At 62.6% G+C, this 23,618-nt stretch carries 28 protein-coding genes; 21 read left to right on the forward strand and 7 right to left on the reverse strand.

What is annotated here, in order from left to right:
• Window positions 1-85: 85 nt before the first annotated feature.
• Genes BUA38_RS29875 through BUA38_RS29890 form a run of 4 tightly spaced genes read left to right on the forward strand, consistent with a single transcriptional unit; the run spans window position 86 to window position 3,954 of the window.
• Entirely contained in the window at window positions 86-454 is a 369-nt protein-coding gene (locus tag BUA38_RS29875) for a winged helix-turn-helix transcriptional regulator (RefSeq protein ID WP_072826539.1), read from the forward strand.
• Window positions 455-500: 46 nt separating this feature from the next.
• On the forward strand, window positions 501-1,895 hold the full coding sequence (locus BUA38_RS29880) for a DegQ family serine endoprotease (RefSeq protein WP_072826540.1): 1,395 nt from the start codon (window positions 501-503) through the stop codon (window positions 1,893-1,895).
• Window positions 1,892-3,226 carry a replication-associated recombination protein A gene (locus BUA38_RS29885; RefSeq protein WP_072823648.1) on the forward strand — a complete coding sequence of 445 codons (1,335 nt, stop codon included), beginning with the start codon at window positions 1,892-1,894 and terminating at the stop codon, window positions 3,224-3,226. Before BUA38_RS29880 ends, BUA38_RS29885 begins: the two co-directional genes overlap by 4 nt.
• A 50-nt stretch (window positions 3,227-3,276) precedes the next feature.
• Window positions 3,277-3,954 carry a hypothetical protein gene (locus BUA38_RS29890; protein WP_072823650.1) on the forward strand — a complete coding sequence of 226 codons (678 nt, stop codon included), beginning with the start codon at window positions 3,277-3,279 and terminating at the stop codon, window positions 3,952-3,954.
• 4 nt (window positions 3,955-3,958) lie between these two features.
• Here BUA38_RS29890 and BUA38_RS29895 read toward each other — a convergent pair whose 3' ends face one another.
• Window positions 3,959-4,900: an alpha/beta hydrolase gene (locus BUA38_RS29895; protein WP_072826541.1), complete on the reverse strand. Its 942-nt coding sequence runs from the start codon at window positions 4,898-4,900 to the stop codon at window positions 3,959-3,961.
• Window positions 4,901-5,029: 129 nt separating this feature from the next.
• Between BUA38_RS29895 and BUA38_RS29900 the strand changes: the two genes are divergently transcribed.
• Window positions 5,030-6,226, forward strand: a complete 1,197-nt coding sequence (locus BUA38_RS29900; protein WP_072823652.1) for an RluA family pseudouridine synthase — start codon at window positions 5,030-5,032, stop codon at window positions 6,224-6,226.
• Between the two features lie 130 nt (window positions 6,227-6,356).
• Window positions 6,357-7,568, forward strand: coding sequence for an amidohydrolase family protein (locus BUA38_RS29905; protein ID WP_072823654.1), 1,212 nt, complete (start codon window positions 6,357-6,359; stop codon window positions 7,566-7,568).
• A 284-nt stretch (window positions 7,569-7,852) separates the two neighbouring features.
• Here BUA38_RS29905 and BUA38_RS29910 read toward each other — a convergent pair whose 3' ends face one another.
• A complete protein-coding gene (locus tag BUA38_RS29910) occupies window positions 7,853-8,302 on the reverse strand; it encodes a hypothetical protein (RefSeq protein ID WP_072823656.1) in 450 nt (149 codons plus the stop codon).
• Window positions 8,303-8,346: 44 nt separating this feature from the next.
• On the opposite strand from BUA38_RS29910, the gene BUA38_RS29915 reads away from it, so the two are divergent.
• The 5 genes from BUA38_RS29915 (at window position 8,347) to BUA38_RS29935 (ending at window position 12,655) form a co-directional block, all read left to right on the forward strand.
• On the forward strand, window positions 8,347-9,129 hold the full coding sequence (locus BUA38_RS29915; RefSeq protein ID WP_072823658.1) for an ATP12 family chaperone protein: 783 nt from the start codon (window positions 8,347-8,349) through the stop codon (window positions 9,127-9,129).
• Window positions 9,130-9,209: 80 nt separating this feature from the next.
• Window positions 9,210-11,129: a flagellar hook-length control protein FliK gene (locus BUA38_RS29920; RefSeq protein ID WP_072823660.1), complete on the forward strand. Its 1,920-nt coding sequence runs from the start codon at window positions 9,210-9,212 to the stop codon at window positions 11,127-11,129.
• A complete protein-coding gene (locus tag BUA38_RS29925; RefSeq protein WP_072823662.1) occupies window positions 11,126-11,392 on the forward strand; it encodes an EscU/YscU/HrcU family type III secretion system export apparatus switch protein in 267 nt (88 codons plus the stop codon). The genes BUA38_RS29920 and BUA38_RS29925 overlap by 4 nt, the downstream gene beginning before the upstream one ends.
• An 84-nt stretch (window positions 11,393-11,476) precedes the next feature.
• A complete protein-coding gene (locus BUA38_RS29930; RefSeq protein ID WP_072823664.1) occupies window positions 11,477-11,899 on the forward strand; it encodes a DOPA 4,5-dioxygenase family protein in 423 nt (140 codons plus the stop codon).
• Window positions 11,900-12,001: 102 nt separating this feature from the next.
• Entirely contained in the window at window positions 12,002-12,655 is a 654-nt protein-coding gene (locus BUA38_RS29935) for a carboxymuconolactone decarboxylase family protein (RefSeq protein WP_072823666.1), read from the forward strand.
• A gap of 162 nt (window positions 12,656-12,817) precedes the next feature.
• On the opposite strand, the gene BUA38_RS29940 is transcribed toward BUA38_RS29935, so the two are convergent.
• A complete protein-coding gene (locus BUA38_RS29940; protein WP_072823668.1) occupies window positions 12,818-13,228 on the reverse strand; it encodes a DUF4260 domain-containing protein in 411 nt (136 codons plus the stop codon).
• A 170-nt stretch (window positions 13,229-13,398) separates the two neighbouring features.
• On the opposite strand from BUA38_RS29940, the gene BUA38_RS29945 reads away from it, so the two are divergent.
• The 7 genes from BUA38_RS29945 (at window position 13,399) to BUA38_RS29975 (ending at window position 17,681) form a co-directional block, all read left to right on the forward strand.
• Entirely contained in the window at window positions 13,399-14,931 is a 1,533-nt protein-coding gene (locus tag BUA38_RS29945; RefSeq protein WP_072823670.1) for an acyl-CoA carboxylase subunit beta, read from the forward strand.
• Window positions 14,932-14,949: 18 nt separating this feature from the next.
• Complete coding sequence (locus BUA38_RS29950) at window positions 14,950-15,357, forward strand: hypothetical protein (RefSeq protein WP_072823672.1); 408 nt, start codon at window positions 14,950-14,952, stop codon at window positions 15,355-15,357.
• Between the two features lie 70 nt (window positions 15,358-15,427).
• Window positions 15,428-15,775 carry a hypothetical protein gene (locus tag BUA38_RS29955; RefSeq protein WP_072826542.1) on the forward strand — a complete coding sequence of 116 codons (348 nt, stop codon included), beginning with the start codon at window positions 15,428-15,430 and terminating at the stop codon, window positions 15,773-15,775.
• Window positions 15,776-15,912: 137 nt separating this feature from the next.
• Window positions 15,913-16,182, forward strand: coding sequence for an RDD family protein (locus BUA38_RS29960; RefSeq protein WP_072823674.1), 270 nt, complete (start codon window positions 15,913-15,915; stop codon window positions 16,180-16,182).
• A 280-nt stretch (window positions 16,183-16,462) separates the two neighbouring features.
• Complete coding sequence (locus BUA38_RS29965; protein WP_072823676.1) at window positions 16,463-16,909, forward strand: DUF2214 family protein; 447 nt, start codon at window positions 16,463-16,465, stop codon at window positions 16,907-16,909.
• Between the two features lie 162 nt (window positions 16,910-17,071).
• Window positions 17,072-17,365 carry a hypothetical protein gene (locus tag BUA38_RS37240; protein WP_072823678.1) on the forward strand — a complete coding sequence of 98 codons (294 nt, stop codon included), beginning with the start codon at window positions 17,072-17,074 and terminating at the stop codon, window positions 17,363-17,365.
• Between the two features lie 58 nt (window positions 17,366-17,423).
• A complete protein-coding gene (locus BUA38_RS29975) occupies window positions 17,424-17,681 on the forward strand; it encodes a GCG_CRPN prefix-to-repeats domain-containing protein (protein WP_072823680.1) in 258 nt (85 codons plus the stop codon).
• A gap of 287 nt (window positions 17,682-17,968) precedes the next feature.
• Here BUA38_RS29975 and BUA38_RS29980 read toward each other — a convergent pair whose 3' ends face one another.
• Window positions 17,969-18,973, reverse strand: coding sequence for an alpha/beta fold hydrolase (locus BUA38_RS29980; RefSeq protein ID WP_072823682.1), 1,005 nt, complete (start codon window positions 18,971-18,973; stop codon window positions 17,969-17,971).
• Between the two features lie 21 nt (window positions 18,974-18,994).
• Window positions 18,995-19,690: an ArsR/SmtB family transcription factor gene (locus tag BUA38_RS29985; RefSeq protein WP_072823684.1), complete on the reverse strand. Its 696-nt coding sequence runs from the start codon at window positions 19,688-19,690 to the stop codon at window positions 18,995-18,997.
• A 76-nt stretch (window positions 19,691-19,766) separates the two neighbouring features.
• Between BUA38_RS29985 and BUA38_RS29990 the strand changes: the two genes are divergently transcribed.
• Both BUA38_RS29990 and BUA38_RS29995 read left to right on the forward strand, forming a co-directional pair.
• Window positions 19,767-20,075 (forward strand): NIPSNAP family protein, encoded by a 309-nt coding sequence (locus tag BUA38_RS29990; protein ID WP_072823686.1) that lies wholly within the window; start codon window positions 19,767-19,769, stop codon window positions 20,073-20,075.
• Window positions 20,076-20,199: 124 nt separating this feature from the next.
• Window positions 20,200-21,015, forward strand: a complete 816-nt coding sequence (locus BUA38_RS29995) for an isocitrate lyase/PEP mutase family protein (protein WP_072823688.1) — start codon at window positions 20,200-20,202, stop codon at window positions 21,013-21,015.
• 81 nt (window positions 21,016-21,096) lie between these two features.
• Here the strand turns inward: BUA38_RS29995 and BUA38_RS30000 are convergent, their stop codons facing one another.
• Window positions 21,097-21,534, reverse strand: a complete 438-nt coding sequence (locus tag BUA38_RS30000; RefSeq protein WP_072823690.1) for a hypothetical protein — start codon at window positions 21,532-21,534, stop codon at window positions 21,097-21,099.
• A 134-nt stretch (window positions 21,535-21,668) separates the two neighbouring features.
• On the opposite strand from BUA38_RS30000, the gene BUA38_RS30005 reads away from it, so the two are divergent.
• Entirely contained in the window at window positions 21,669-22,310 is a 642-nt protein-coding gene (locus BUA38_RS30005; RefSeq protein WP_072823692.1) for a trimeric intracellular cation channel family protein, read from the forward strand.
• A gap of 39 nt (window positions 22,311-22,349) precedes the next feature.
• On the opposite strand, the gene BUA38_RS30010 is transcribed toward BUA38_RS30005, so the two are convergent.
• Entirely contained in the window at window positions 22,350-23,591 is a 1,242-nt protein-coding gene (locus tag BUA38_RS30010) for a cytochrome c (protein WP_083587835.1), read from the reverse strand.
• Between the last annotated feature and the right edge of the window lie 27 nt (window positions 23,592-23,618).

The raw sequence follows: 23,618 nt of genomic DNA on the forward strand, positions 1-23,618 counted from the left end.
CTACTTGTCCCGCTGGCACGATCTTGGCAAGTACTGTAATTTCGGGGATATAGTCCCTGTTTGGATACTAATGGACGAATCCAGCATGAAACGACGCAATTTTGGTCGCCGGCCGGGGTGCGCCGTCGAAGCCACCCTCGACCTGATCGACGGCAAATGGAAAGGGGTGATCCTCTTTCATCTGCAAAACGGCACGCAACGTTTTGGTGAGTTGCGGCGGCGGATGCCGGGGATTACCCAGCGGATGTTGACTAAGCAGCTCCGTGCGCTCGAGGATGACGGGCTGATCATTCGCAAGGTGTATGCCGAAGTGCCGCCGCGGGTTGATTATCGGCTGTCGGAGATCGGTGAGAGCTTGCGGCCCGTGATCGATACGCTGAAGGCCTGGGGCGAGAGCCATCAGAGCAGGCTGTCTTGTGCGCCGGAGCACAAGATCGCGGAAGCGGCGGCCTGACGGCGTCGCGTTCCAATCGTTGCTTATGAATTTCTGGGAATTTTGCATGATCTCGCCCCGTCTGCTGCCTGCTCTCTTGATCTCCGTATTGTTCGCTGGCGGTGCGCTGGCGCAGGAGCGGCGGGTCCCGTCCTCGGCGGCGGAGCTGAGGCTCTCTTACGCGCCGATCGTGCAGCGGGTGCAGCCGGCGGTGGTCAATGTCTATGCCGCCAAGGTCGTCCAGAATCACAACCCGCTGCTGGATGATCCGATCTTCCGCCGTTTCTTCGGCGTGCCCGGCCAGCAGCCCGAGCAGATGCAGCGCTCGCTCGGCTCCGGCGTCATGGTCGATTCGTCCGGCCTCGTCGTGACCAACAACCACGTCATCGAAGGCGCGGATCAGGTGAAGGTCTCGCTGTCCGACAAGCGCGAGTTCGAGGCCGAGATCGTCCTGAAGGATTCCCGCAGCGATCTGGCGGTGCTGCATCTGAAGGACGTCCACGAAAAATTCCCGACGCTGGATTTTGCCAATTCCGACGAATTGCAGGTCGGCGACGTAGTGCTCGCGATCGGCAATCCCTTCGGCGTCGGGCAGACCGTCACCCACGGCATCATTTCGGCCTTGGCGCGCACGCAGGTCGGCATCACCGACTATCAGTTCTTCATCCAGACCGATGCGGCGATCAATCCCGGCAATTCGGGCGGCGCGCTGGTCGACATGACCGGCAAGCTTGCCGGCATCAATACAGCAATCTTCTCGCGCTCCGGCGGCTCGCAAGGCATCGGTTTTGCGATTCCGGCCAACATGGTGCGCGTGGTGGTGGCCTCGGCGCGGAGCGGCGGCAAGGCGGTGAAGCGGCCGTGGTTGGGCGCGCGGTTGCAGGCGGTGACGCCGGAAATCGCCGAGACGCTCGGCCTGAAGCGGCCGAGCGGGGCGCTCGTGGCGAACGTGGTTTCCGGCAGTCCCGCGGCGCGCGCCGGGCTCAAACTCTCCGATCTGATCGTTGGCGTCGAAGGGCAGGCGATCGATGACCCCAACGCGTTCGACTATCGCTTTGCGACCCGTCCGCTCGGTGGCACGGCCGAGATCGAGATCCAGCGCGGCGGCCGGTCCGCCAAACTCTCGGTGCCGCTCGAGACCGCGCCCGACGGTGGCCGCGACGAAATCGTGCTGACCACCCGCTCGCCGTTCCAGGGCGCCAAGGTTGCCAACATCTCGCCGGCGGTTGCCGACGAGTTGCATCTGGATTCCGATACCGAGGGCGTGGTGGTCACCGACATTGCCGACGACTCGACCGCGGCCGGCGTCGGCTTCCAGAAGGGCGACATCATCGTGTCCGTGAACAGCCAGAAGATTGCCAGGACCAGCGACCTCGAAAAGGTCACGCGCGCCGGCTCGCGGCTCTGGCGGATCCAGATGATGCGCGGCGGCCAGCAGATCAACGCCACGCTCGGCGGATGAGCCGAAAACCCAAACAGGAAGGCGCAAGCCTCTTCGCCGCGGCGGGGCTCGCGCAGGATGCGCCGCATCCCTTGCCGGACCGGATGCGGCCGCGCTCGCTCGGCGAGGTCGTCGGGCAGGATCACATCCTGGGACCGGACGGCGCGCTGACGCGGATGCTGGAGACGCGCACGCTCGGCTCGCTGGTTTTCTGGGGCCCGCCCGGCACCGGCAAGACCACCGTGGCGCGGTTGTTGGCGGACGCAACCGAACTGCATTTCGAGCAGATCTCTGCGGTGTTCTCCGGCGTCGCCGATCTGAAAAAGGCGTTCGATGCCGCGCGCGCGCGGCGCGAGACCGGCACGGGGACGCTGCTCTTTGTCGACGAGGTCCACCGTTTCAATCGCGCGCAGCAGGATTCGTTTCTGCCGGTCATGGAGGATGGCACCGTCGTAATGGTCGGCGCCACCACCGAAAATCCGTCGTTCGAGCTCAATGCGGCGTTGTTGTCGCGCGCCCGCGTGCTGGTGTTCCATTCGCTTGACGCGAACGCGATCGAAAAGCTGTTCGTCCATGCCGAGAAGATCGAGGAGCGAAAACTGCCGCTCGATGCGGAGGCGCGTGCCGTGCTGGTGCGGATGGCTGATGGTGACGGCCGCGCCGCGCTGACGCTCGCCGAGGAAGTCTGGCGTTCGGCGCGCGGCGGCGAAATCTTCGATGCGGCGCAACTGCAAACGATCCTGCAACGCCGCGCCCCCATTTACGACAAGTCGGCCGACGGCCATTACAACCTGATCTCGGCGCTGCATAAATCGGTGCGCGGCTCGGATCCCGATGCCGCGCTTTATTATCTCGCGCGCATGCTTGATGCGGGCGAAGACCCGCTGTTCCTGGCGCGGCGGGTGGTGCGGATGGCGGTGGAAGACATCGGGCTTGCCGATCCGCAGGCGCTTGTGATCTGCAACGCCGCCAAGGACGCCTTCGATTTTCTCGGATCGCCCGAGGGCGAACTCGCGATCGCGCAAGCCGTGATCTACCTCGCTACCGCGCCGAAATCGAATGCCGCCTACCGAGCGTTTGGGGCTGCGATGCGAACCGCGAAGGAAGGCGGCTCACTGTTGCCGCCAAAGCACATCCTGAATTCGCCGACCAAATTGATGAAGCAGGAAGGTTACGGCGACGGCTACGCGTACGACCACGATGCGCCTGACGCGTTCTCCGGACAGGATTATTTCCCCGACGCGCTCGGACGGCAGACGTTTTACGATCCGCCCGAACGCGGCTTCGAACGCGAAATCCGCAAGCGGCTGGACTATTGGGCGAAGCTGCGGCGCGAGCGAGGAAACGGCTGACATCTTTTTCGGATAGTCCTATGGTATGCCATTAAAGTTGGGGGCATCCCATGGACAATCTATGGTTGATGACGGCTATTGTCGTGGTGCCGCTTGTCGCCGGCCTCTGTCTGATCGGCGTGCTGGCGCGGGGAATCTACAACAATCCCAACATTCCCAATGGCGCAGCGATCGTGCTCGGTGTCGCGGCTTTGCTCTGTGTCGCCCCGACCATCGTCAACTTGACGATCAAGAACGGCAATACGGAAATCAGCTTCGTCAAGGAGCAGTTGCAGACCCAGACGCAGCAGATCAAGAGCGATTTCGGTGCGCAGGGCGGCAAGCTCAATGGCCAGATCGAGGAACTGCGCCGCCGCGTGAGCGCGCTCGAAAAGGCTGGCGGCACCGCCGCGACTGCGGCCGCGGCAGCGGCACCAAGCCCGAACAGCAACAAGGTCGTCGTTTTGCTCTATACGGAGGACCGCAAGGATGTCGCCGTGCAGATGCAGACTTATCTGCTCCAGCAGGGCTATAGCGCCAACGCCGTCTATACCGATTTCACGGAGTTGAGCGACGCCAGCCATCTTGCCGCGGGCTCGGTGGCGGTCGTGTCGGCTGACAGCAATGGCACGTTGCGCAAGGAAGTCGAGAACGTGCTGAAGACGAAATTCCCGCAGCAGATGCAGAACGCGACAGATTCCGGCTTGGCGAAAATGGTCGGAACCTCTATCCAGGTGCGGCTGTTCTAGTGCTCTATTTCCCAGCCTTGACGAATTCCAGGATCTGATCTGTCAGACGCGTATCCGCGGTGTTGATCGAATAGACTTCCGACATATGGTTGTGCTGCGGCAGCATCACGGTGCGCGCGCAGCCTGAGGGCCGCTTGCAAGTTGCTTCCTTGAAAAGCTCGAGCTGCTTCACGAAACCTTGCAAATCGAGATCCGAACTCACCGCCATCAGCGGGAGGGTGGTCTTCAGGAGCCCCGGCAGTGAGGACTCGCTCGCGTAGTGCGATGCGTCGCCGCCGAAATAGGCCTTCTCGGGATCGTTGAGCGGCGCTGCGGTCAGGTCATAGAGCGCAGAGACCATGATCGCGCCCCTCACACCGCCGTTCTTCACCTTGTAGAATTCCGGATGCGACACGTAGCTTGCAACATGCATGGCGCCGGCGGAATGACCCATCAGATAGATGCGCTGGGGGTCGCCGCCACGCTCGGCAATTTCCTTCGAGACCCATTCGACGGCGGATGCGACATCCTCGGCGCCCGCCGGCCAGGGAAACTGCGGCGCCAGGCGGTAGGTCATGTTGACGCCGATGAAGCCGTTCTTCACCGCCCACAACATGATGTTGTCGTAGAATGGGCTCTCGGGCGTCCGCCGCTTGTTGCCGCCGATGAAAGCGCCGCCGTGGACGAAGATCAGCACCGGCCGGCCGGATGTCACGTTCTGCGGCATGAAGATGTCGAGCAGGTTTCGCGCGGCTGGGCCGTATTTCAGGTCGCGCTCGATCCGGACCCCGAAATAAGGCTCGGTCGGCTGCAAGGGAGCGTAGAGCTTGGCGGTGGCCTCCGGGTCAATGACCCGGCCGAGCTCGGCGAGTTTTTTGGCGATATCCGCCGGCATCGGGCTTTCGGCCGCCGATACGCCTGTGGCGGCGACCGCCGCAACCACGGCCAAAGCCCATTTCGCTCGCATTCCAAAACGCTCCTGACCGTCCCAAGCGAGCGCAACATGGCTGATCCCGCTGCACATTAGTATTCATTTCGCCGTGACGATTCGCGGCATTTGCGCTACCCAAGGCTTAGTTCTGGAGCCGTCACCATCATGAGCCGCCGTACCCGAAAACCGCTGCCGAAACGCAATGCCGCTGACCGCCCGAAGGGCGAGCGGCCGTTCCGCGGGGCCGAAGGGCGGCCACACGGACACCGGCCGGGCAACAAGCCCGCCAAGCGTTTTGCGGTATCGGCGCCGCGCGCGCCGAAACCCGCACCGGCCGCTGAACAGCCCAAAGATGAAGCAGCGCTACTGCCCACAAAGGTGCAGACCGTGCCGGTCACGGCCGATGAGAACAACATGCGCGTCGATCGTTTTCTCGAGGCGCGTTTTCCCGGCCTGTCGTTCTCGCATATTCAGCGCATCGTTCGTAAAGGCGAGTTGCGCGTCAACGGCAAGCGCGCCGACAGCAAGGATCGCCTCGAAGAGGGGCAGAGCGTCCGCATTCCGCCCCTGAAGCTCGATGTGCCACGCCCGACGGCGCACTTGTCGGAGGCGGGCGCGAAGACGCTCGCCGCGCTGAAGGAGATGACGATTTACGAAGACGACGACGTGCTGGTGCTGAACAAGCCAGCGGGGCTGGCGGTGCAGGGCGGCTCCGGCACCACGCGGCATGTCGATCAGATGCTGGAAGTGATGCGCGACGCCAAGGGGCAGAAGCCGCGGCTGGTACATCGGCTCGACAAGGAAACCTCGGGCTGTCTGCTGGTCGCGAAGACGCGCTTCGCGGCGAGTGCGTTGACCGGTTCGTTCCGCCATCGCTCGGCGCGCAAGATCTATTGGGCGCTGGTTGCCGGCGTGCCGAAGCCGAAGCAGGGCCGCATCTCGACCTATCTCGCCAAGGAAGAGAGCGAGGAAGATTCGATCATGCGGATCGCCGAACATGGCGATGAGGGCGCAAGCCACGCCGTTACTTATTATGCGGTCGTGGAGACGTCGGCGCAAAAGCTTGCCTGGGTGTCGCTGAAGCCGGTGACCGGGCGAACGCATCAACTCCGTGCTCACATGGCCCATATCGATCACGCCATCGTTGGCGATCCCAAATACTTCAACAAGGAAAACTGGGAGCTGCCGGGCGGTTTGCAGAACCGGCTGCATCTTCTGGCGCGCCGGATCGTCATTCCGCATCCGCGCGGCGGCGTGATCGATGCGACAGCGCCGCTGCCGCCGCATATGCTGCAGTCCTGGAACCTGCTCGGCCTTGAGGCCGACCGGTTCGATCCGATCGAGCACGCGCCGGAAGAATGAAAAGGCGTCGTGGTAGCGGTCACCACGATTCCATGTCGCGAGAAGCAAAAACTATCAAGGCACGGTCGCATATGCCGGATATGGTTTGGTCCGATCTCGTTACTCCCCAACGCTTCGAGGAGCCGTGCTTATGATCGGAAAGCTATTCCGCACCACGCTATTCCTTCTCGGCTTCAGCACCGCTGCCCATGCGCAGACGCTCGTCCTTGTGGGAGGGACGGTTTATTCGTCGCCGGATGGGGCTCCGCAACCGGATGCGGTAGTCGTGGTGACCGGCGGTGCCATCACCGCGATTGGGCCTCGCAGCAATGTTCAGATCCCGAATGATGTTCGCATCATTGATTGCGCCGGCAAGATCATTGTTGCCGGCTTCTGGAACAGCCACGTGCATTTCACGCAGGCGGTGTGGAGAAGCGCCGCTAGCGGGCCGGCCGAGCCTCTCACCGCGCACATGCAGGAGATGTTGACGCGATGGGGTTTTACCACCGTCTGGGATCTCGGCTCCGATCCGGCCGAAACGTTGCCGCTCCGCCGTCGCGTCAATGCGGGCGAAGTGCTCGGTCCTAACATTTTGCTGGCGGGCAGTATGTATCCCAAAGACGGTCATCCCATCTATCTCCCGGCCGAAATGATGCTTCCTGAAACCGACATACCCGATCAAGCCGGGCAATGGGCGCGGTCCTATCTGGATATGGGGCTGGACGGCGTGAAGCTGTTCACCGGGTCTTACAAGGGCGAGGACAAGCCGGTGGTCAACATGGAGGTGACCGTCGCCAAGGCCGCCGTCGATGTGGCGCATGCCCGGGGCAAGCCGGTTTTCGCCCATCCGCAGAACTGGACCGGTGTGGAGGTCGTGATCGAGGCCGGCGTGGACGTGATGGCGCATACCATCCCGTTAGGAGGCCCGGGATATCCGCCCGAAGAACTTGCGCGCTTCAAGCAGCAAGGCACGGCCTTGATTCCGACACTGTCACTTTTTGCAAAATTGCCGGTCCCGGCCATGATCGCGGAGCGACTGGTCAACGACAGCGTCGCCCAACTCAAGGACTTTTCGGACAATGGCGGGCCGGTGTTGTTTGGCACAGACGTCGGTTTCACCACCATCTACGACACCACGCTCGAATACGAGCTGATGCACCGAGCGCTTTCGGAGCGGCAAGTGCTGGCTTCGCTCACGACCAATCCGGCCACATATTTCAAGGCAGCCAAGAAGGGCAGGGTCGAAAAGGAATTTGACGCCGATCTCGTGGTTCTCGATGGCGATCCGCTGGCCGATGTTCGGAACCTGGCCAAGGTCGCTTACACCATTCGCGCCGGTGGAATCATATATCAAAAACCGTGAACGCTTGCGGCCGGTGTTATCAGCCGATCGTGCACGCGCCGGAAGAATGAACCATTTGCGCATTTTCCGAGACTAACTGAGCCGAAAGGTTGGCGACGGATACCCTCGCTGGCGACGAGGAGAGATCATGCGTTATCTTATTTTCGGGGTCGTTACCGGTGCGCGCTGTTGCGGACTGTCCAAGAGGCTTCATTGAAGCCACAAGTGCGAAAGCCGAATTGAAGGCGCTTGGCGTCAGCCCGTAACGCCGCGGGCGCAAGCCTGTCGTGTAATCCGGCATCGCTTCAATTCCGGTATTGCGCGAGAAACGCGCGCAAGGAATCGTGCGGGCTTTCGACGTCGTAGATCACCCAGCCGTCGGGACCGTTGATCAGGATGAAGTTCATGGTCATGCGGCGTCCCTGATTGTCGAAACCTGCGGTGACATAGGTTTTGTCGAACTGCTTGCGCAGGACGGAAATCGACACCGTGCCGAGTTTCCAGGACGCGCTTTGTACCAGGAAATCATAAGGCGCCTTGTTCGGCGCGCGCCAGGCCTCGCGCAGGCTGGAATCGAAGAACTGCTGTGCAGTGTCGGCATCGTGCGGCAGCCCGCTTGAGAGCGCGTCAGCGCGGTCGCCGTAATAGGCATAGACATTGCGCACCAGCGATTCCGGCGAGCGAAATCCGGCGTCCGCGCTGGAGATAGTCCCGGGCGCGAGCAGGGCAAGGGCTGCTATCAGTCTCGCGCGCATCTGGTAGCTTTCATTGCTGCGATAGCTGTCGTAATGAGGATATCATGCGCGAACTATTCGACGAAATCGCAGGCAAGGCCGAAGCCAATCCGATGGAAGCGGCGCGGCGTTCGGCGCGCGCGGTTCAGCGCAAGCGATTCTATGCCAGCGCCGGCACCGGCGAGGCGGAAGGCGGCTATATCGTCACGCTTGACGGCAAGCCGATCAAGACCCCGTCCGGCCGCACGGTGGTCGTGCCTTCGCGTTCGCTCGCGGAGATGATCGCGGTAGAGTGGAATGCGCAGGGCGAATTCATCGAGCCCCTGACGATGCCGTTGACGCGCTTTGCCAACAGCGTCGTGCAGGGCGTGACCGATAACGTCACGGCCGTCAGCGATGATGTCGCGAAGTATTTCGGCTCGGACCTGTTGTTTTATCGCGCCGGGCACCCGGAAGGGCTGGTGGCGCGCGAGGCCGAACATTGGGACCCGGTCTTGTTCTGGGCCGCCGAGACGCTGGGGGCGCATTTCATACTCGCCGAAGGCGTGATGCATGTCCGCCAGCCAGATGAGGCGATCGCTGCCGTGCGTGGCGCGTTGCCCGATGATCCCTGGGCCATCGCGGCCGTCCACGTGCTCACGACGTTGACGGGCTCTGCGCTGTTGGCGCTGGCGATGTTCCACGGGGTGATTGATCCCGAAAAGGCCTGGGCCGCCGCCCATGTCGACGAGGACTGGAACGCCGAGAAATGGGGCGTCGACGAGGAAATGGCGGCACGAAAAGCCGCAAAGTCAGTCGATTTCAACGCGGTCGCCGCCGTTCTTCGGGCGATTCATCAGAGCGATTGATGAGTTTCGGAAGGATGTCAGTTAACGCGAGGTTTACGACACGAAGTTAGCCTCTCGCCGGGCCGATATCCCGGTGAATCATGGCGATCACGATCAATCCAAATCTTCAGCCAGTGACGGCGACCGCGCCAAGCGCGCCGGTGAGCGCGATCGTGCTGCAAGCGGGGCAGGTGATCACGGCCGAGGTCCTGCAGGTTCTCGGCAACGACCAGGTCCAAATCTCCATTGGCAACCAGACCATCGAGGCGACCACGCAAGTGCCGCTTCAGGTCGGGCAGACCTTGCAATTGCAGGTCTCGCAAACGCCAAACGGCATCGGGCTTTCGATTGTCAATCAGCCGAGCACGGCCACGGGCCAGGCAGGCGCCAGTGGCGCGTCGGCCTCCGGTTCCGCGATCACGCTTTCGCCGTCGCTTGCCGCAAGCCTTGCAGCCAACCTGACGACGGGGGCGGTCGCGCCAACCAATCCGCTGACCCCGCTTGAGATATCAGCGGTATCGCTCGCGGCGCAGACAGCCGTGACGCAGCAGACCTCGCTCGCGCCATTGTTTGCCGATCTCAACGTTGCCGCCGGATTGCCGAGCCTGCCGACGCAGGTTCTTCAGGCCGCGGTACAGGTGCTGGCGCAGCAGACCCCGCTAACGCCAAATCTCACAGGCGAAGCCGTCCAGCAGGCGTTTCAGTCCTCCGGAATTTTCCTGGAAAGCTCGCTCGCATCGGGATCGGCGGTCACGTCGAGCGGCGTTCCCGATCTCAAGGCAGCCTTGATCGTGCTGCGTCAGGCGCTGACGTCCGCGCTTTCGGACGGGACGGCGACCACTGGCGTGGCGACGTCAACTTCCGCGCCAACGCTCCAAGCTGCACCGCCGCAGGCTGCCGCGACAACTGAAGCGGCGGCGCTCTCGGGCATATCTATTTCCGGCACAACGCCGTCGGAGACGGCCACGACGGGTTCGATCCCGACGCCTGCGCTGGCCAACACGGCTCAGCCCGCGACCGCGCTCGCTGCCGCCATTCTGGCGGAGACCGGCGAACTGCTGGTACAGGCCGGCACGTTGCCAACGACCACGGCCGAAGTCGCGCCGCAAGAAATTCTCTCGGCACTGTTGGCGACGCCATCAACCGCGGCGGCTGCGCCGGCGGCGTCGACGTCAAGCTCCGCATCCGCCATTGTGCAGCAAATTCTCGACCTTGCCGCCGGCAGCGCGACGCTGGCGCCGACGGCAACTTCAGCGGATGTGGCGCGCGCGGCAGCCTCAAGTGCCGCGCTCAATCTGTTGCAGGAAGTGCTGCAAGCTTCCCCCGTTGCTGCCGGCAGCGTGTCCAGTCTGGCTTTGCAAAACAGCCAGCTCCTGTCGCTAATTCCGGTCGTGACCGGCACGCGCACGCCAGCCAACGTCGACGAGCCGGACTTCGCCCGCACCAACATTCCGCCGCCGCCGCTCAACGGCGCGCTACCCTCGGCGCAGCCGGTGGCACCGGCGACGCTTGCGGGCCATCTGCCGGTCGAGGCGGCGTTGCAACATCTGCTTGACGACACGGACGGCGCGATCGCGCGGCAGACGCTGTTGCAGATTGCTTCGCTGCCCGGTCAGGCCGATGCCTCGGCTTCGCGAATTGATACGTCCACGCCGCGCTGGAACTTCGAAATCCCGTTTGCGACGCCACAGGGCACGGCGATGGCGCAATTCGAGATTTCGCGCGACGGCTCGGAGCGCGAGTCCACCGCCGCCAAAGCCACCTGGCGCGCGCGCTTCTCGCTCAACGTCGAACCCGCAGGCCCCGTACATGCGCTGGTGTCGCTGAACGGCGATCGCACGTCGGTGAAGATGTGGGCCGAGCGGCCCTCGACCGCCACGCAATTGCGGGCGGGGGTTTCGCAGCTCACGCAAGCCCTGAGCCGCGCCGAACTCACGCCCGGCGATATCGTGATCCGCGAGGGGGCGCCCCAGCAGCAGGCCCCGGCGCCGGCCGGGCATTTCCTGGATCGCGCGTCATGAGCGAGAGCCGGAAAAACCAGCTCGCGGTCGCGCTGCATTACGATCGCACCGGCGCGCCCCGCGTTGTCGCCAAGGGCAAAGGGACCCTTGGCGAGAAGATCATCGAGGTCGCCAAGGCCAACAACATTCCGATCGAGGAAAACGAGGTGCTGGCCGGCGCATTGTCCAATGTCGAGCTCGGCGAGGAAATTCCGGCCGAACTCTACAAGGCGGTCGCCGAAGTCCTGATCTTCGTGCTGCGGCTGTCCGGCCGGGTGCGCTAGTTTCATCGTTCGACCATGATAGGATCAGCATCGTCGCCGATGCGGGGCCGGCGCCGTTGCGAGATCAGTGAGGAGGACGCGTGGATGACGGATTCAAGCAGCAACTCCAACCCGCGGGCGCTCCACGAAATCGCGAACTTCCATGCCCATGTCTACTACGATCCGGCAACGCGCGCGGAAGCGGAACGGCTGCGGACCTGGATCGGTGAGCGATTTTCGGTGACGCTCGGCCGCTGGCACGATGCCAAAGTAGGGCCGCATGACCAATCGATGTACCAGGTTGCTTTTGCGTCGGAGGTGTTTCCAACGCTGGTGCCGTGGTTGATGCTCAACCATGGACGCCTGAGTATTCTGGTTCATCCGAACACAACCAACCCGCGCCGCGATCATCTCGACGATCCGATCTGGATCGGTCCGGCGCTCGCCGTCCATGGCGATGTCCTCCCCGAGGAGGCCGAGCAGGAAGAGGCGCTGGCGCCAAATACCAATCCGGTTCTCAAGCCATAGCCCTAACGACACGGCGCGATTCCTCCTCTGGCTTGTCTCGTGATGCTGAACTAAACTTCGGCGGCTTTTCCACGAGAACAACAAAACAAGCCGGAGGAAATCATGAAATCTGCCATTCTCACGTCGTCGATGATGCTGGCCGCGGCCGGCGGCTGGATTGCGGCGACGATGTTCGCACAGCCCGCCACCAGCAAGGAGCCGCGCTTTCCGCAGCTGACGATGGATCAGCTCAGCGCGGCGCAGAAGCCGCTCGGCGAAGAGATCATGAAGATTTCGAGCGTCGGCATCGGCGGTCCCTACAATCCGCTGATGCGCAGCCCCGTGCTCGGCCAGCGCCTGTTCGATCTGTTTCATTATCTTCGCTGGGAAACGTCGGTCCCGACCAAGCTCAATGAATTTGCGATCATCATCATCGGGCGGCAGTGGCGCTCGCAGGTCGAATGGTTTGCACACGCGCCGCTCGCGGCCAAGGCCGGCCTGTCCGCCGACATCATCGCCGAAGTCAAGGAAGGCAAGAAGCCGTCGAAAATGGCCGAGGACGAAGCTGTGGTCTATGACTTCGTCACCGAGCTGACGACGACGCAGAAGGTCTCCGACGAAACCTACGCGCGGGCCAAGAAGGTGTTCAACGATCAGCAGATCGTCGATCTCACGGCGGTGGCCGGCAACTACGTCATGGTCGCGATGATGCTGGCGATGGCGGAGGAGACTGTGCCGCCCGGCAAGGAGTCGCCGTTCAAGGTGGGGGAGAAATAAGGTCGCTGACCGGAGGCCTCGTGGTTCGAGACGCGCGAAGAGCGCGCTCCTCACCACGAGGGTTTCCCTCATCCTGAGGAGGCGCCAACGGGTCCGCGCGAAGCGCGGCCCGATGATAAACTCCGCGTCGTCTCGAAGGATGAGCTGGATTGAGCCGGCGTCTCAGCCCTTCGCTTCCTTGCCGATGCGGCCGAGATGGGTGAATCCGAATCCGGCTGCATATTTGAGCCCGTAGCCAAGCGAGCGATCGAAGCCGATATGCGCGAGCCAGATCAGAGCGAGCGACAGCACGAGCGGCGGGGCGAAGCCAAATCCGATCGTCAGCATCGCGAGCGGGATGACGGTGCAGTGCATCGTGTTATAGGCCCAGGCGCCGACCTTCGGGCCCGCCAGATAGCCGGCGAAGCTGAGGTCGGGCGACAGAAACAGCACCACATAGAGCCACCACGGGCCGCCCCAGAGGAAGTACAGCAGCGTCGTCCCGGCAAATAGGGCGAGCCCTTCCAGGCGGAGCAGGGTCTTGACGCCGCCCGATGCCGAGCCCCTCGTCTCCATGTTTGCGGTATCCGTCATCGCTTTCGTCCCCAATGGCAGCAATGCCATGATACGGACGCGGCGCGACGCTGCCAATCGGCGCGATAAGCTCCCCCAATGGCTGGAGATAAGCTCGAGGAGGGCGTTTCCTGCCGGCAAATCGGCGTGTTAGAACCGCCCTTTAAAGGCAAAAGCGGGCTGGAAGCGGCATGAAGGATATCCTGGACACCCTTGAAGAACGGCGCGCGGGCGCAAGGCTTGGTGGCGGCGAGAAGCGCATCGCGGCCCAGCACGCCCGCGGCAAGCTCACCGCGCGGGAGCGCATCGAGCTTCTGCTCGACAAGGGCAGTTTCGAGGAGTTCGACATGTTCGTCGAACACCGCTCGACCGAATTCGGCATGGAAAAGACCAAAGTGCCGGGCGACGGCGTCGTCACCGGCTGGGGCACCGTCAACGGCCGCAAGACCTTCGTCTTTGCCAAGGATTTTACCGTGTTCGGCGGCTCTCTCTCCGAAACCCATGCGCTGAAGATCACAAAACTGCAGGACATGGCGATGAAGGCGAGGGCGCCGATCATCGGGCTTTACGACGCCGGCGGCGCGCGCATCCAGGAAGGCGTCGCGGCCCTTGCAGGCTATTCCTATGTGTTCCGCCGCAACGTCATCGCCTCCGGCGTGATCCCGCAGATCTCCGTCATCATGGGCCCGTGCGCGGGCGGCGACGTCTATTCGCCGGCCATGACCGATTTCATCTTCATGGTGAAGAACACGAGCTATATGTTCGTCACCGGGCCGGACGTGGTGAAGACCGTCACCAACGAGGTCGTCACGGCGGAAGAGCTCGGCGGCGCGTCGGTGCATGCCACGCGCTCGTCGATCGCGGACGGCGCCTTCGAGAACGACGTCGAGGCACTGTTGCAGATGCGGCGGCTGATCGATTTCCTCCCCGCCAACAACAGTGACGGCGTGCCGGAATGGCCGAGCTTCGACGATATCGAGCGCGTCGATCTCTCGCTCGATACGCTGATCCCCGACAATCCCAACAAGCCCTACGACATGAAGGAACTGATCCTGAAGGTCGTGGACGAGGGCGATTTCTTCGAGATCTCGGAAGCGTTCGCCAAGAACATCGTCACCGGCTTCGGCCGCATCGCCGGCCGCACGGTCGGCTTTGTCGCCAACCAGCCGATGGTGCTGGCCGGCGTGCTCGACAGCGACGCCTCGCGCAAGGCCGCGCGCTTTGTGCGATTCTGCGACGCCTTCAATATCCCGATCGTGACGTTCGTGGACGTGCCCGGATTCCTGCCCGGCACCGCGCAGGAGTATGGCGGCCTGATCAAGCACGGCGCGAAGCTGTTGTTTGCCTACTCACAATGCACGGTGCCGCTGATCACCGTGATCACCCGCAAGGCCTATGGCGGCGCATTCGACGTCATGGCGTCCAAGGAAATCGGCGCCGACATGAATTACGCCTGGCCGACGGCGCAGATCGCGGTCATGGGCGCCAAGGGCGCGGTCGAGATCATCTTCCGCGCCGACTTGAACGACGCGGGCAAGATCGCCGAGCGCACCAAGGAATATGAAGACCGCTTCCTGTCGCCCTTCATCGCCGCCGAGCGCGGCTATATCGACGATGTCATCATGCCGCATTCGACCCGCCGCCGCCTCGCGCGTGCACTCGCCATGCTGCGCGACAAGCATGTCGAGATCCCGATCAAGAAGCACGACAATCTGCCGCTGTGAGAATCGAGCTCATAAAAAATGTTGCCATCGCTACATGACGATTTTCTGATTTCGTACGAGGTTCACTGCGAGGCGCGGCGCATCGTATTGCGTGCCCGGCGCGATACGCGACCAGATCCAAAGCCAGGCCCGGCGTTAGATCGGATCGTCTCGTTTGAAGGAGTGGAAGGTTACCGATTTTGGGACGATGCGTTTGGGAACATCATTTTCTCTTTAGCGGAAGTTCCGATCGACAAGATTTTGCTCAATCATCGCTCGGAGATCGAGGAGTCTCATCGCATGTCCGGAGCCCCGGGGCCGTGGGCTGGCGACCTTGATTCGGCAAGTGCGGTGCTCGGCGCCAAGGGTGTCAAAGGCTTCGAACTCTCGTCCTCCTACGGCCTGTCTGGATGGATACTCGCGAAAGAGGCGACAGAGAAATCGTAGGGCGGTTCGAACTTGCGCCGACGCTCCAAATTTAGTTTGAAACGCTCTCTTGTTGCTCAGCCAAAGTCCGATGACCGACGACGAAGAAGAGACCGACGAAATTTCTGCGCTCGAAGATCGGATCGAGGCGTTGGCCAAGACTGCCGAGCGATGCCGGAAGTTCATTCTGGTGTCCAAGATTGCGATCGTTTGCGGTGCCGTCCTGCTCCTCGTCGTTATCCTTGGGCTGTTCGGAACAGGAGAGACCGCGCTCGGGTCGATCGCGCTGGTGCTGGGTGGAATCGTCTCGCTCGGATCGAACATCAGCACCTTGCAACAGACCGAAGCCGCGATCCGCGACGCCGAGGCGCTTCGCGCTCAACTGATCGGTGGGTTCGAGCTTCGCCTGGTTCACGATGCGCCGACCAAGCTGATGTGACCGCAAAACCCGCGGCGAAAGGCGATCTTGCCGTGGTCGAATCATCAGCGTTTTGCCAGAGTGGAACCCGCGCTCCCTAAGCGCATGAGCTGTGCTGTCACTGGCGTCCCATTTTCATTCCAAGCAGGGAATCGACCATGTCGGATCAGACGAGTTCACCAACCTTGGCCAGGCCGGCGTTCTGGCGCCGCGGTTTGGCGGGTGTCCTTGATTTTTTCACTGTGTTTTTTGTCGGCGGTTATTTGATCGGCGCGCTCACCGGCGAGACGACAAAAGACGGCTTCAACCTGACGGGCCTGCCGGCGCTGGTGCTGTTCGCCGCGCTCGTGGGCTACTTCTATTTCGGCTGGAAAGTGTTGGGCGGCACGATCTGGCAGCGCATTTTCGGTGCACGCCCGGTGGCGTAGGCGCTGATCGGCGGCCGCAACCCTCTCCCCTTGCGGGAGAGGGTGCCTTCGATGCGCAGCAGCGGAGGCGGGTGAGGGGTTTGCTTCCTCACCGAAAGGCGGCCAATTTACCCCTCACCCCAACGATCCTGTGGCCGCTGACGGAGATGCCCTCTCCCGCAGGGGGAGAGGGCGCATCGGCTTGCACTGTACGCCGGGCGAACTCTCGCGGTCGATCTTACGAACGACAAGATATCCGGTAAGATGCTTTTCATTCGCCGACGATCGGGGACCTTCGCCCATGTCCACGCTGTTTGCCTTCCTGCATCACCTCTGTGCCTTTACGCTTGTCTCGGCGCTGGCGATCGAATTCGCCCTGATCCGGCAGGAACTGACGGTGGCGTCGGCGCGGCGGCTCCAGGTTACCGATCTCGTGCTCGGCATTGCCGCCGGCGCGTTGCTGGTCGTCGGACTGCTCAGGGTGTTCTTCTTCGAGAAGGGCGCGGCCTATTACTGGCACAGCCATGCGTTTCTGACCAAGTTCGGCCTGTTCGTGATCGTCGGTCTGCTGTCGATCATTCCGACCAGGGAATTTCTTTCCTGGAGCGGCGCGATCAGGGCGGGCGAGGCGCCTGTGATTGAGGCAGCGCGGCGCAGGCGCGTCACGATGGTCATCCATATCGAGCTCGCCGCTGTTGTCATCATCTTGTTGTGCGCCGCGATCATGGCGCGCGGCGGTTGGGTTTAGCCCCGTATCTTCAAAGTTTCATCGCGCCGTCACCGTTCGCGAAGCGCTTGAATCTTTTTGCGTCTTCATCGACACGGCCTGCAACGGTTCAGCGAACATTCATCTTGCGGTGGCGAGACTGCATGTCTTCTCTCTCTCACCTCATGAAAGGGGTTTGAATTCATGAAACTCGGGAATCTCTTGAATTTCAGTGCTGGGTTGATCGCGGGCGCGATCCTGCTTGGCGCAAGCGCGCAGGCTGCACCCGTACCGCCAATCTCGGCCCAGGCGGCAACCGTGACTGCACCGGCGAACGTTGAGCCGGCAGTCGTGTCGCAGAACGAAGTCGATCAGATCAAGCCGGTACAGGTACGCTGGCATCACCGTCACTGGCACCACCGCCGTTGGCACCATCATCGTTGGCACCACCGGCATTGGCATCACCGTCACTGGCGCCACCACCATCGTCATTGGTGAGACCTGGGTTCAGCTGATTGAAGTCCTTTTGATCGCGTAACTCACAGGAGGGAATGCCATGAGAATTCTTGCTGTGTCCCTGTTTGCGATCGGCATCGGCTTTGCATCCGTGCTTGCATCCGTGTCGGTTTCCAACGCCATGCCGGTGGCGCCGCTCGATCAGGCGGTAGCGTCCGACGCCTCGACCATTCCGGTGGCGGGTGGCTGCGGACCGGGCTGGCACCGCGGTCCCTATGGCGGCTGCCGTCCGATGTACAACTGCCCTCCGGGCTGGCATTCCGGACCGTTCGGCCGCCGTTGCTTCCGCAACTGGTGAAATCTAGTGGTCCAATTCTAACATTCGCATCCCGTTTCAGCAGCCACTTTTGCGAATGTTAGAATTACAGGACCACTAGCAAATATCCGTTTCTAGTGGAGTTTAGGATTTGACATTCGCTTGAAGAACCCGCGGCTGGGTAGGTAGCGAATGTCAAATCCACTCTACTAAGAGGCGGGAATTTTTCCCGCCTCTTTTGTTTTCAGCGCACGCCAACAAAAACCCCGCCGTGTGACTCCGGCGGGGTTTTCGTATTCACAAAACGCAAGGCGATCAGATCGAATTGGTCACTTCGCCAGGAAGGGCAGCATCAGCGCGTTGAATTTGTCCGGCGCATCGAGAAACACGAGATGCCCGGCATTTTCGATCACTTCGGTGCTGCCATGGGCCATCTTCGCCGCCAGCGCTTTGGCAAGCTCGGCGTTCTGCCCCATCTTCGCCCGCAGCGCTTCCGGCGCATTCGGCCGGCCCGGCGCGTTGTGATCGTCGGCGCCCATGATGAACAGCGTCGGCGCCGTGATGAGCGGAATCTCGTGAACGATCGGCTCGCGGTAGATCATTTGACCCGAGGACACGAACGCGCGCAGCCAGCGCGCATAATCCGCAGCACCCTTGATGTTGAAGCGGGCGTCGATGAAGGGCGTGATCGCCTCGGGCGGAATGTTTGGCGAGTAATTGTTCTCGAGCTGCTTACGGTAACCGTCGGCGGTGAGCTTGTCCTCGTTTTCGAGGATTTTCTCCGTCGTGGTCGGCGGCACATACATCCGGTAGTCTTCGAGGCCGATCGGGGCGGCCAGCACCAGATGGTTGAGGCGGTCGGGATAGGCGCGGGCGATGCGCACCGCAAGCATGCCACCGAGCGAATGCGCCACGATATCGGTTTTCGCGATTCCGAGATGGTCGAGCAGTGTGATCGTGTTGCGCGCGAGGTTGTCGAAATGAAGCTCACCAACCGGCTTGGAGGATTTTCCAAAGCCGATCTGGTCGGGCACGATCACGCGATAGCCGGCCTCGTTAAGCACCTTGATCTCGGGCGCCCAATAGCTCGACGGAAAATTGCGGCCATGCAGCAGCACCACGACGCGGCCGTTGGCCTGGGCGGGCGCGATGTCCATATAGGCCATCCTCAGCTGCTCGCCGTCATTGACGAGCGGCAACAGGTTGACCGGGTAGGGATAGGGGAAGCCTTCGAGACCGATGCCGTACGGCTCGCGAATGTCGGCAGCGTGCGCCGGCGTCAGCGATAGGGCGAGGAGGGCGGCAAGGGACGCCGTCACGACGAGACGTTTCATCGAATTCTCCGAGATCAGTCGTTATTGAGCTTCGCCGAACAGGGCGGCAAAACGCTTCTCGCCCTGCCGGGTGAACTGCACGACGCGGCTGCCGGTTTCTCGGTCCGCCGAGGCCCATTTCAGCTCGGTGAAGCGCCGCATCAGGGCTGCGCCCAGCGTGCCCGCGAGATGATGACGCCGTTCGCTCCAGTCGAGGCAGGCCTTGCAGACCGGGCGGCGCGGATGGGCAAGCGACTGCGGATCGATTTGCAGCGACTTTTCGAGGAAGCGCTCGCCCTCCGCCGTCAGTTCGATGTCGTGCTTGTGCTGGCGCACGAATTTCCGCTGCCGCAGGCTGTCCAGCATCTGCACGCCGAGGTCGCCGGCGAGATGGTCGTAGCAGATCCGGGCGCGCCGCAGCGCCGGGTCCTTCGGTCCAGTGCGCACCCGCAGGTGGCCGGCGCGGGCGGCAAGCGCGGCCAGGCCCTCCAGCACGCCGCCGACATCGGGGTCGGCGAGGCGATAATAGCGGTGGCGACCCTGTTTTTCCTGTTCGATCAGGCCGCCGGTTTCGAGCTTCGACAGATGCGAGCTTGCGGTCTGCGGCGTGATGCCGGCCTCATGCGACAACTCGCTGGCCGTGAGTGCACGGCCACTCAACAGCGCGGTGAGCATGTTGGCGCGGGCGGGGTCGCCGACGAGGGAGGCGACCATGGCGATATCGGGTCCTGCTTTCATTGTTCGATGGTAGCCGAAGCATTGGCGCTGATCAAGCGGCTATCGTTTTGGGACATCAAGACCGAGTGAGGTTCCCATGACGATCACCGTTTTTATTCGCTACCAGATCGATCCGTTCAAGCGCACGATGTTCGAGGAATATGCCAGGCGCTGGCTCTCCATCATCCCGAAATGCGGCGGCGACCTGCTCGGTTACTGGATGCCGCATGAAGGAACCAACAACGTCGCCTTCGGCCTGATCTCGTTCGAAAGCCTCGCGGCGTACGAGCAATATCGCGCGCGGCTGCGCGGCGACAAAGAGGGGATGGAGAATTTCGGCCATGCCGAGGAACAGAAATTCATCCTCGCCGAGGAACGCACCTTCCTGCGCAAGGTCGAAGCGTAGCTGGTCGTGGCTTGCCAAGTGGCAGTATCGTGACAGCATGGTGGTTTGTCGTGACTGGCGCGGGTCGCCGCGGAGGCATAGTCTCTCGCTGAAATAAGCACGAACAACGAAAGGAGAAACGCCGATGCCGGTTTCATTGGCTGACAAGCGCGCGACGTTCCGCAAGCTGCACGAGAGCGGCTGCTTTCCGATTCCCAACCCCTTCGACATCGGTTCGGCGAAGGCGCTGGCGCAGATGGGTTTCAAGGCGCTGGCCTCGACCAGCGCCGGCTTTGCCTGGACCATCGGCAAGGCCGACAACCATGTGACGGTCGACGACGTCTGCGATCACCTCACTGCGCTCTGCGCGTCCGTCGATCTTCCCGTCAACGCCGACTTTGAAAACGGCTTCGCGCATGAGGCCGACAAGGTCGCCGTCAACGTTACGCGCGGCGCCAGGACCGGCGTGGCGGGGCTGTCGATCGAGGATTCGACCGGCGACGCCGCAAAGCCACTCTATGAGCGCGCGCACGCGGTCGAGCGCATCAGGGCGGCGCGCGCCGCGATCGATGCCGACAAAAGCGGTGTGCTGCTGACCGGCCGCTGCGAAGCGTTTCTGTGGGGCCAGGATGACCTTGCCATGGTGATTGACCGGCTCTGCGCCTATGCGGAGGCCGGCGCCGATTGCCTCTATGCGCCGGGCATCAAGACCAGGGAGCAGATTACGGCGATCGTGAAGGCGGTTGCGCCAAAACCGGTCAACCTCCTGATTGGCGCGTCCGGCCTTTCGGTGAAGGAGGCGGCCGATCTCGGCGTGCGCCGGATCAGCGTCGGCGGTTCGCTGGCGCGCACCGCCTGGGCCGGCTTCATGCGCGCGGCGAAGGAAATTGCCGAGCAGGGCACTTTCACCGAACTCGCCAAGGGCTATCCCGGCGGCGAACTGAACAAGATGTTCCGGTGATCGCGCCGGCGTTGTCGGCTCGAAAGAACGAGGCGGCCTCCGATCGAGGCCGCCTCACTGCGTCAGGTTAATCGTATCCGATTACTTGCTGCTATTCGCCGGAGCGGCCGCATTGTTGGTGGGTGCGCTCGGCGGATTTGGCGCAGGCGCCGCAGAGCCGGTGGTCGTACCCGGCCGATTGTTGGTGCGCGGGGTCACGTCACGCATGCCCGGAGGGGCCGCGGGCGGTGAAGTCTCGGCCGACCGCTGCGTGTTGGCAGGCGTCGGTGTCGTCGCGGCATTTTGCTGGGTCATCGGCATGTTGTTCAGCCCGTAGAACACGAGCCCGAGCACGATCGCAATACCGACCGCAAACATCGCAATCCTGCCGTTGCTGGCGGGGCCCTCGGCGAGTTCGGCATCGGGCTGCAAGTCATTGTCGATTTCAACCGGCGAGCGCCGCTCGCCGATATTGGTTCGGATCGGATTCCTGAGATGATCGCGATCATAGGGATCGTCGGGATTGAGTTCGGTGGCCATGGCCGGATTCCTCCGTTTCGTTTCCGCGACAACGGCGAGGTGTCGGCGCCGGTTCCGGGAACTTTCGATGTTTCCCCAGCGAACGATATCGCTGACAATGGAACCTCGAGACCGGCATGAGTCGTGAGGGGAACATGTGGGGCCTGCCGCCCAGCGATAGCGTGCTGCATATCCTTTCGCTGGTGGCGCTGGCGGCGCAGGCGATGAGCGCTGCGCTGGCCGCCGGGCGGCGCAGCATGGACTGGGTCGGCGTCTGCCTGCTCGGCTGCGTCACCGCGCTCGGCGGCGGCACCATCCGCGACGTCGTGCTCGGGCATTATCCGCTGCCATGGGTGGAAAATCCGTCCTATCTCGCGATCACGGCGATTGCCGCGTTTGCGACCGTACTGATCGCCCGCACGGTGCATCGGCTCACCCTGGCCTTTCTGGTGCTGGACGCCATCGGTCTCGTGGTTTTCACCATGGCCGGCTGCGACGTGGCCTGGCAGATGAACGAACCGCTGGCGATCGTGATCGTCTCCGGGATGATCACGGGCTGCGCGGGCGGCGTCTTGCGCGATGTTCTCTGCAACGACGTGCCGCTGCTGTTTCGCTCCGAACTCTACGCCAGCGTCTCCGTCGTCACCGGCTTGTTCTACGCCACCGCCTTCGGGCTGAAACTCAACGACGAGCTCTGGACGGTGCTGACCTTCGTGCTCGGCCTGACGTTCCGGCTGCTCGCGATCCGCTACAAATGGGAAATGCCGAAATTCGTGTTCAACGGCGAAGAGAAGTGACGACGCGCAACCGCCACCGAACCTCACCATGAGGATGAGCTATTTCCGCGCCTTGGCGACATCCGCCGCGCTCACCGCGGGGGCGGCGTTGCCCCAGGCGTTGCGGATATAGGTGATGACGTCGGCGACGTCCTGATCGGACATTTTAGCGTATCCGGGCATCGAGCCGGTGTTGGGAGCGCGGCGCGTCGTGATCGTCTCGGCGCCATCCAATATGATACGTATCGTGCTCAGGGCATCGGCGGATTGCAGGTTGGCGTTGCCGGGCAAGGGCGGATAGATCCGCAGCGCGCCACTGCCGTCGAGTTCGTGGCAGGCGACGCACGATCCCTTGTAGAGTTTTTCGCCGTTGGCCATTTGCGCGGCCGACGGCGGCGTGCTTGCCGCCTCGGGCGGGCCAGCCGCGATATCCTTCAGGTACACCGCAATGGCGCGAACGTCCGTATCGCTCATGCGCGAGGTGGAATTGAGCACCACCTGCGCCATCGGACCGCCGGCGTGGCTATGCGCATTGCGCCCGGTCCCGAGATATTCGGCGATATCCTCCACGCTCCATGATTTCAGGCCGCCGCGCTCGGCGCCATCGAGGCGCGGGGCAAACCAGCCATCGACCCGGCTGCCGGTGAAGCGCGCGTGCTGGCGTTCGGCGCCGAGAAAGCTTTTAGGCGTATGGCACGCGCCGCAATGGCCGAGGCCCTCGACCAGATAGCCGCCGCGATTCCACTCGGCGCTCTTGTTCTGGTCGGGTTCGAAAATGCCGGGCCGGAAGAACGCGAAATTCCACAGCCGCATCAGCACGCGATAATTCAGCGGCCAATGCAGCGCGGTGGGCGGCGGCGTGTTGTTGACCGGAGCAACCGTGGCGAGATAGGCGCGGATCGCGAACACATCGTCGCGGGTGACTTTCGTGAAATGCGGGTAAGGGAAGGCCGGATATTCGGCAGCGCCGTCCGGCCGCTCGCCATAGCGCATGGCGCGCAGAAACGCCTCGTCGGTCCAGCGGCCAATCCCGGTATTGAGATCGGGTGTCAGGTTGGCCGAATAGACAGCGCCGAACGGGGTGTCGATCCGCTTTCCGCCCGCGAACGGTTTTGCGGGATCGGCGGTATGGCAGCTACCGCAATCGCCGACTTCCGTCAGCGCCTTGCCCTTGGCGATGGTTTCCGGCGACGGCGGCGCGGGAAGCTGCGCCCGGGCGGCGTTGGATGCAGTGCACAAGATAGCCGCGACCAGAATCGCAGCTGCGTTATGTTGCCAGTGGCGTGTCAAACGATGTCCCATAGCGACCAGTATAGCGCGAAATTGCCT

The organism is Bradyrhizobium erythrophlei (genome assembly GCF_900142985.1).
Taxonomy (GTDB): domain Bacteria; phylum Pseudomonadota; class Alphaproteobacteria; order Rhizobiales; family Xanthobacteraceae; genus Bradyrhizobium; species Bradyrhizobium erythrophlei_B.

Coding starts and splice junctions, on each gene's coding strand:
- BUA38_RS29935 (WP_072823666.1), top strand. CDS start 12,002: ATGAAATCTGCCATTCTCACGTCGTCGATGATGCTGGCCGCGGCCGGC.
- BUA38_RS30010 (WP_083587835.1), bottom strand. CDS start 23,591: ATGGGACATCGTTTGACACGCCACTGGCAACATAACGCAGCTGCGATT.
- BUA38_RS29980 (WP_072823682.1), bottom strand. CDS start 18,973: ATGAAACGTCTCGTCGTGACGGCGTCCCTTGCCGCCCTCCTCGCCCTA.
- BUA38_RS30005 (WP_072823692.1), top strand. CDS start 21,669: ATGTGGGGCCTGCCGCCCAGCGATAGCGTGCTGCATATCCTTTCGCTG.
- BUA38_RS29995 (WP_072823688.1), top strand. CDS start 20,200: ATGCCGGTTTCATTGGCTGACAAGCGCGCGACGTTCCGCAAGCTGCAC.
- BUA38_RS29985 (WP_072823684.1), bottom strand. CDS start 19,690: ATGAAAGCAGGACCCGATATCGCCATGGTCGCCTCCCTCGTCGGCGAC.
- BUA38_RS29880 (WP_072826540.1), top strand. CDS start 501: ATGATCTCGCCCCGTCTGCTGCCTGCTCTCTTGATCTCCGTATTGTTC.
- BUA38_RS29965 (WP_072823676.1), top strand. CDS start 16,463: ATGTCCACGCTGTTTGCCTTCCTGCATCACCTCTGTGCCTTTACGCTT.
- BUA38_RS29930 (WP_072823664.1), top strand. CDS start 11,477: ATGACGGATTCAAGCAGCAACTCCAACCCGCGGGCGCTCCACGAAATC.
- BUA38_RS29990 (WP_072823686.1), top strand. CDS start 19,767: ATGACGATCACCGTTTTTATTCGCTACCAGATCGATCCGTTCAAGCGC.
- BUA38_RS29875 (WP_072826539.1), top strand. CDS start 86: ATGAAACGACGCAATTTTGGTCGCCGGCCGGGGTGCGCCGTCGAAGCC.
- BUA38_RS29885 (WP_072823648.1), top strand. CDS start 1,892: ATGAGCCGAAAACCCAAACAGGAAGGCGCAAGCCTCTTCGCCGCGGCG.
- BUA38_RS30000 (WP_072823690.1), bottom strand. CDS start 21,534: ATGGCCACCGAACTCAATCCCGACGATCCCTATGATCGCGATCATCTC.
- BUA38_RS29940 (WP_072823668.1), bottom strand. CDS start 13,228: ATGACGGATACCGCAAACATGGAGACGAGGGGCTCGGCATCGGGCGGC.
- BUA38_RS29950 (WP_072823672.1), top strand. CDS start 14,950: ATGTTGCCATCGCTACATGACGATTTTCTGATTTCGTACGAGGTTCAC.
- BUA38_RS29945 (WP_072823670.1), top strand. CDS start 13,399: ATGAAGGATATCCTGGACACCCTTGAAGAACGGCGCGCGGGCGCAAGG.
- BUA38_RS29910 (WP_072823656.1), bottom strand. CDS start 8,302: ATGCGCGCGAGACTGATAGCAGCCCTTGCCCTGCTCGCGCCCGGGACT.
- BUA38_RS29915 (WP_072823658.1), top strand. CDS start 8,347: ATGCGCGAACTATTCGACGAAATCGCAGGCAAGGCCGAAGCCAATCCG.
- BUA38_RS29955 (WP_072826542.1), top strand. CDS start 15,428: ATGACCGACGACGAAGAAGAGACCGACGAAATTTCTGCGCTCGAAGAT.
- BUA38_RS29900 (WP_072823652.1), top strand. CDS start 5,030: ATGAGCCGCCGTACCCGAAAACCGCTGCCGAAACGCAATGCCGCTGAC.
- BUA38_RS29925 (WP_072823662.1), top strand. CDS start 11,126: ATGAGCGAGAGCCGGAAAAACCAGCTCGCGGTCGCGCTGCATTACGAT.
- BUA38_RS29975 (WP_072823680.1), top strand. CDS start 17,424: ATGAGAATTCTTGCTGTGTCCCTGTTTGCGATCGGCATCGGCTTTGCA.
- BUA38_RS29895 (WP_072826541.1), bottom strand. CDS start 4,900: ATGCGAGCGAAATGGGCTTTGGCCGTGGTTGCGGCGGTCGCCGCCACA.
- BUA38_RS29890 (WP_072823650.1), top strand. CDS start 3,277: ATGGACAATCTATGGTTGATGACGGCTATTGTCGTGGTGCCGCTTGTC.
- BUA38_RS29905 (WP_072823654.1), top strand. CDS start 6,357: ATGATCGGAAAGCTATTCCGCACCACGCTATTCCTTCTCGGCTTCAGC.
- BUA38_RS29960 (WP_072823674.1), top strand. CDS start 15,913: ATGTCGGATCAGACGAGTTCACCAACCTTGGCCAGGCCGGCGTTCTGG.
- BUA38_RS29920 (WP_072823660.1), top strand. CDS start 9,210: ATGGCGATCACGATCAATCCAAATCTTCAGCCAGTGACGGCGACCGCG.
- BUA38_RS37240 (WP_072823678.1), top strand. CDS start 17,072: ATGAAACTCGGGAATCTCTTGAATTTCAGTGCTGGGTTGATCGCGGGC.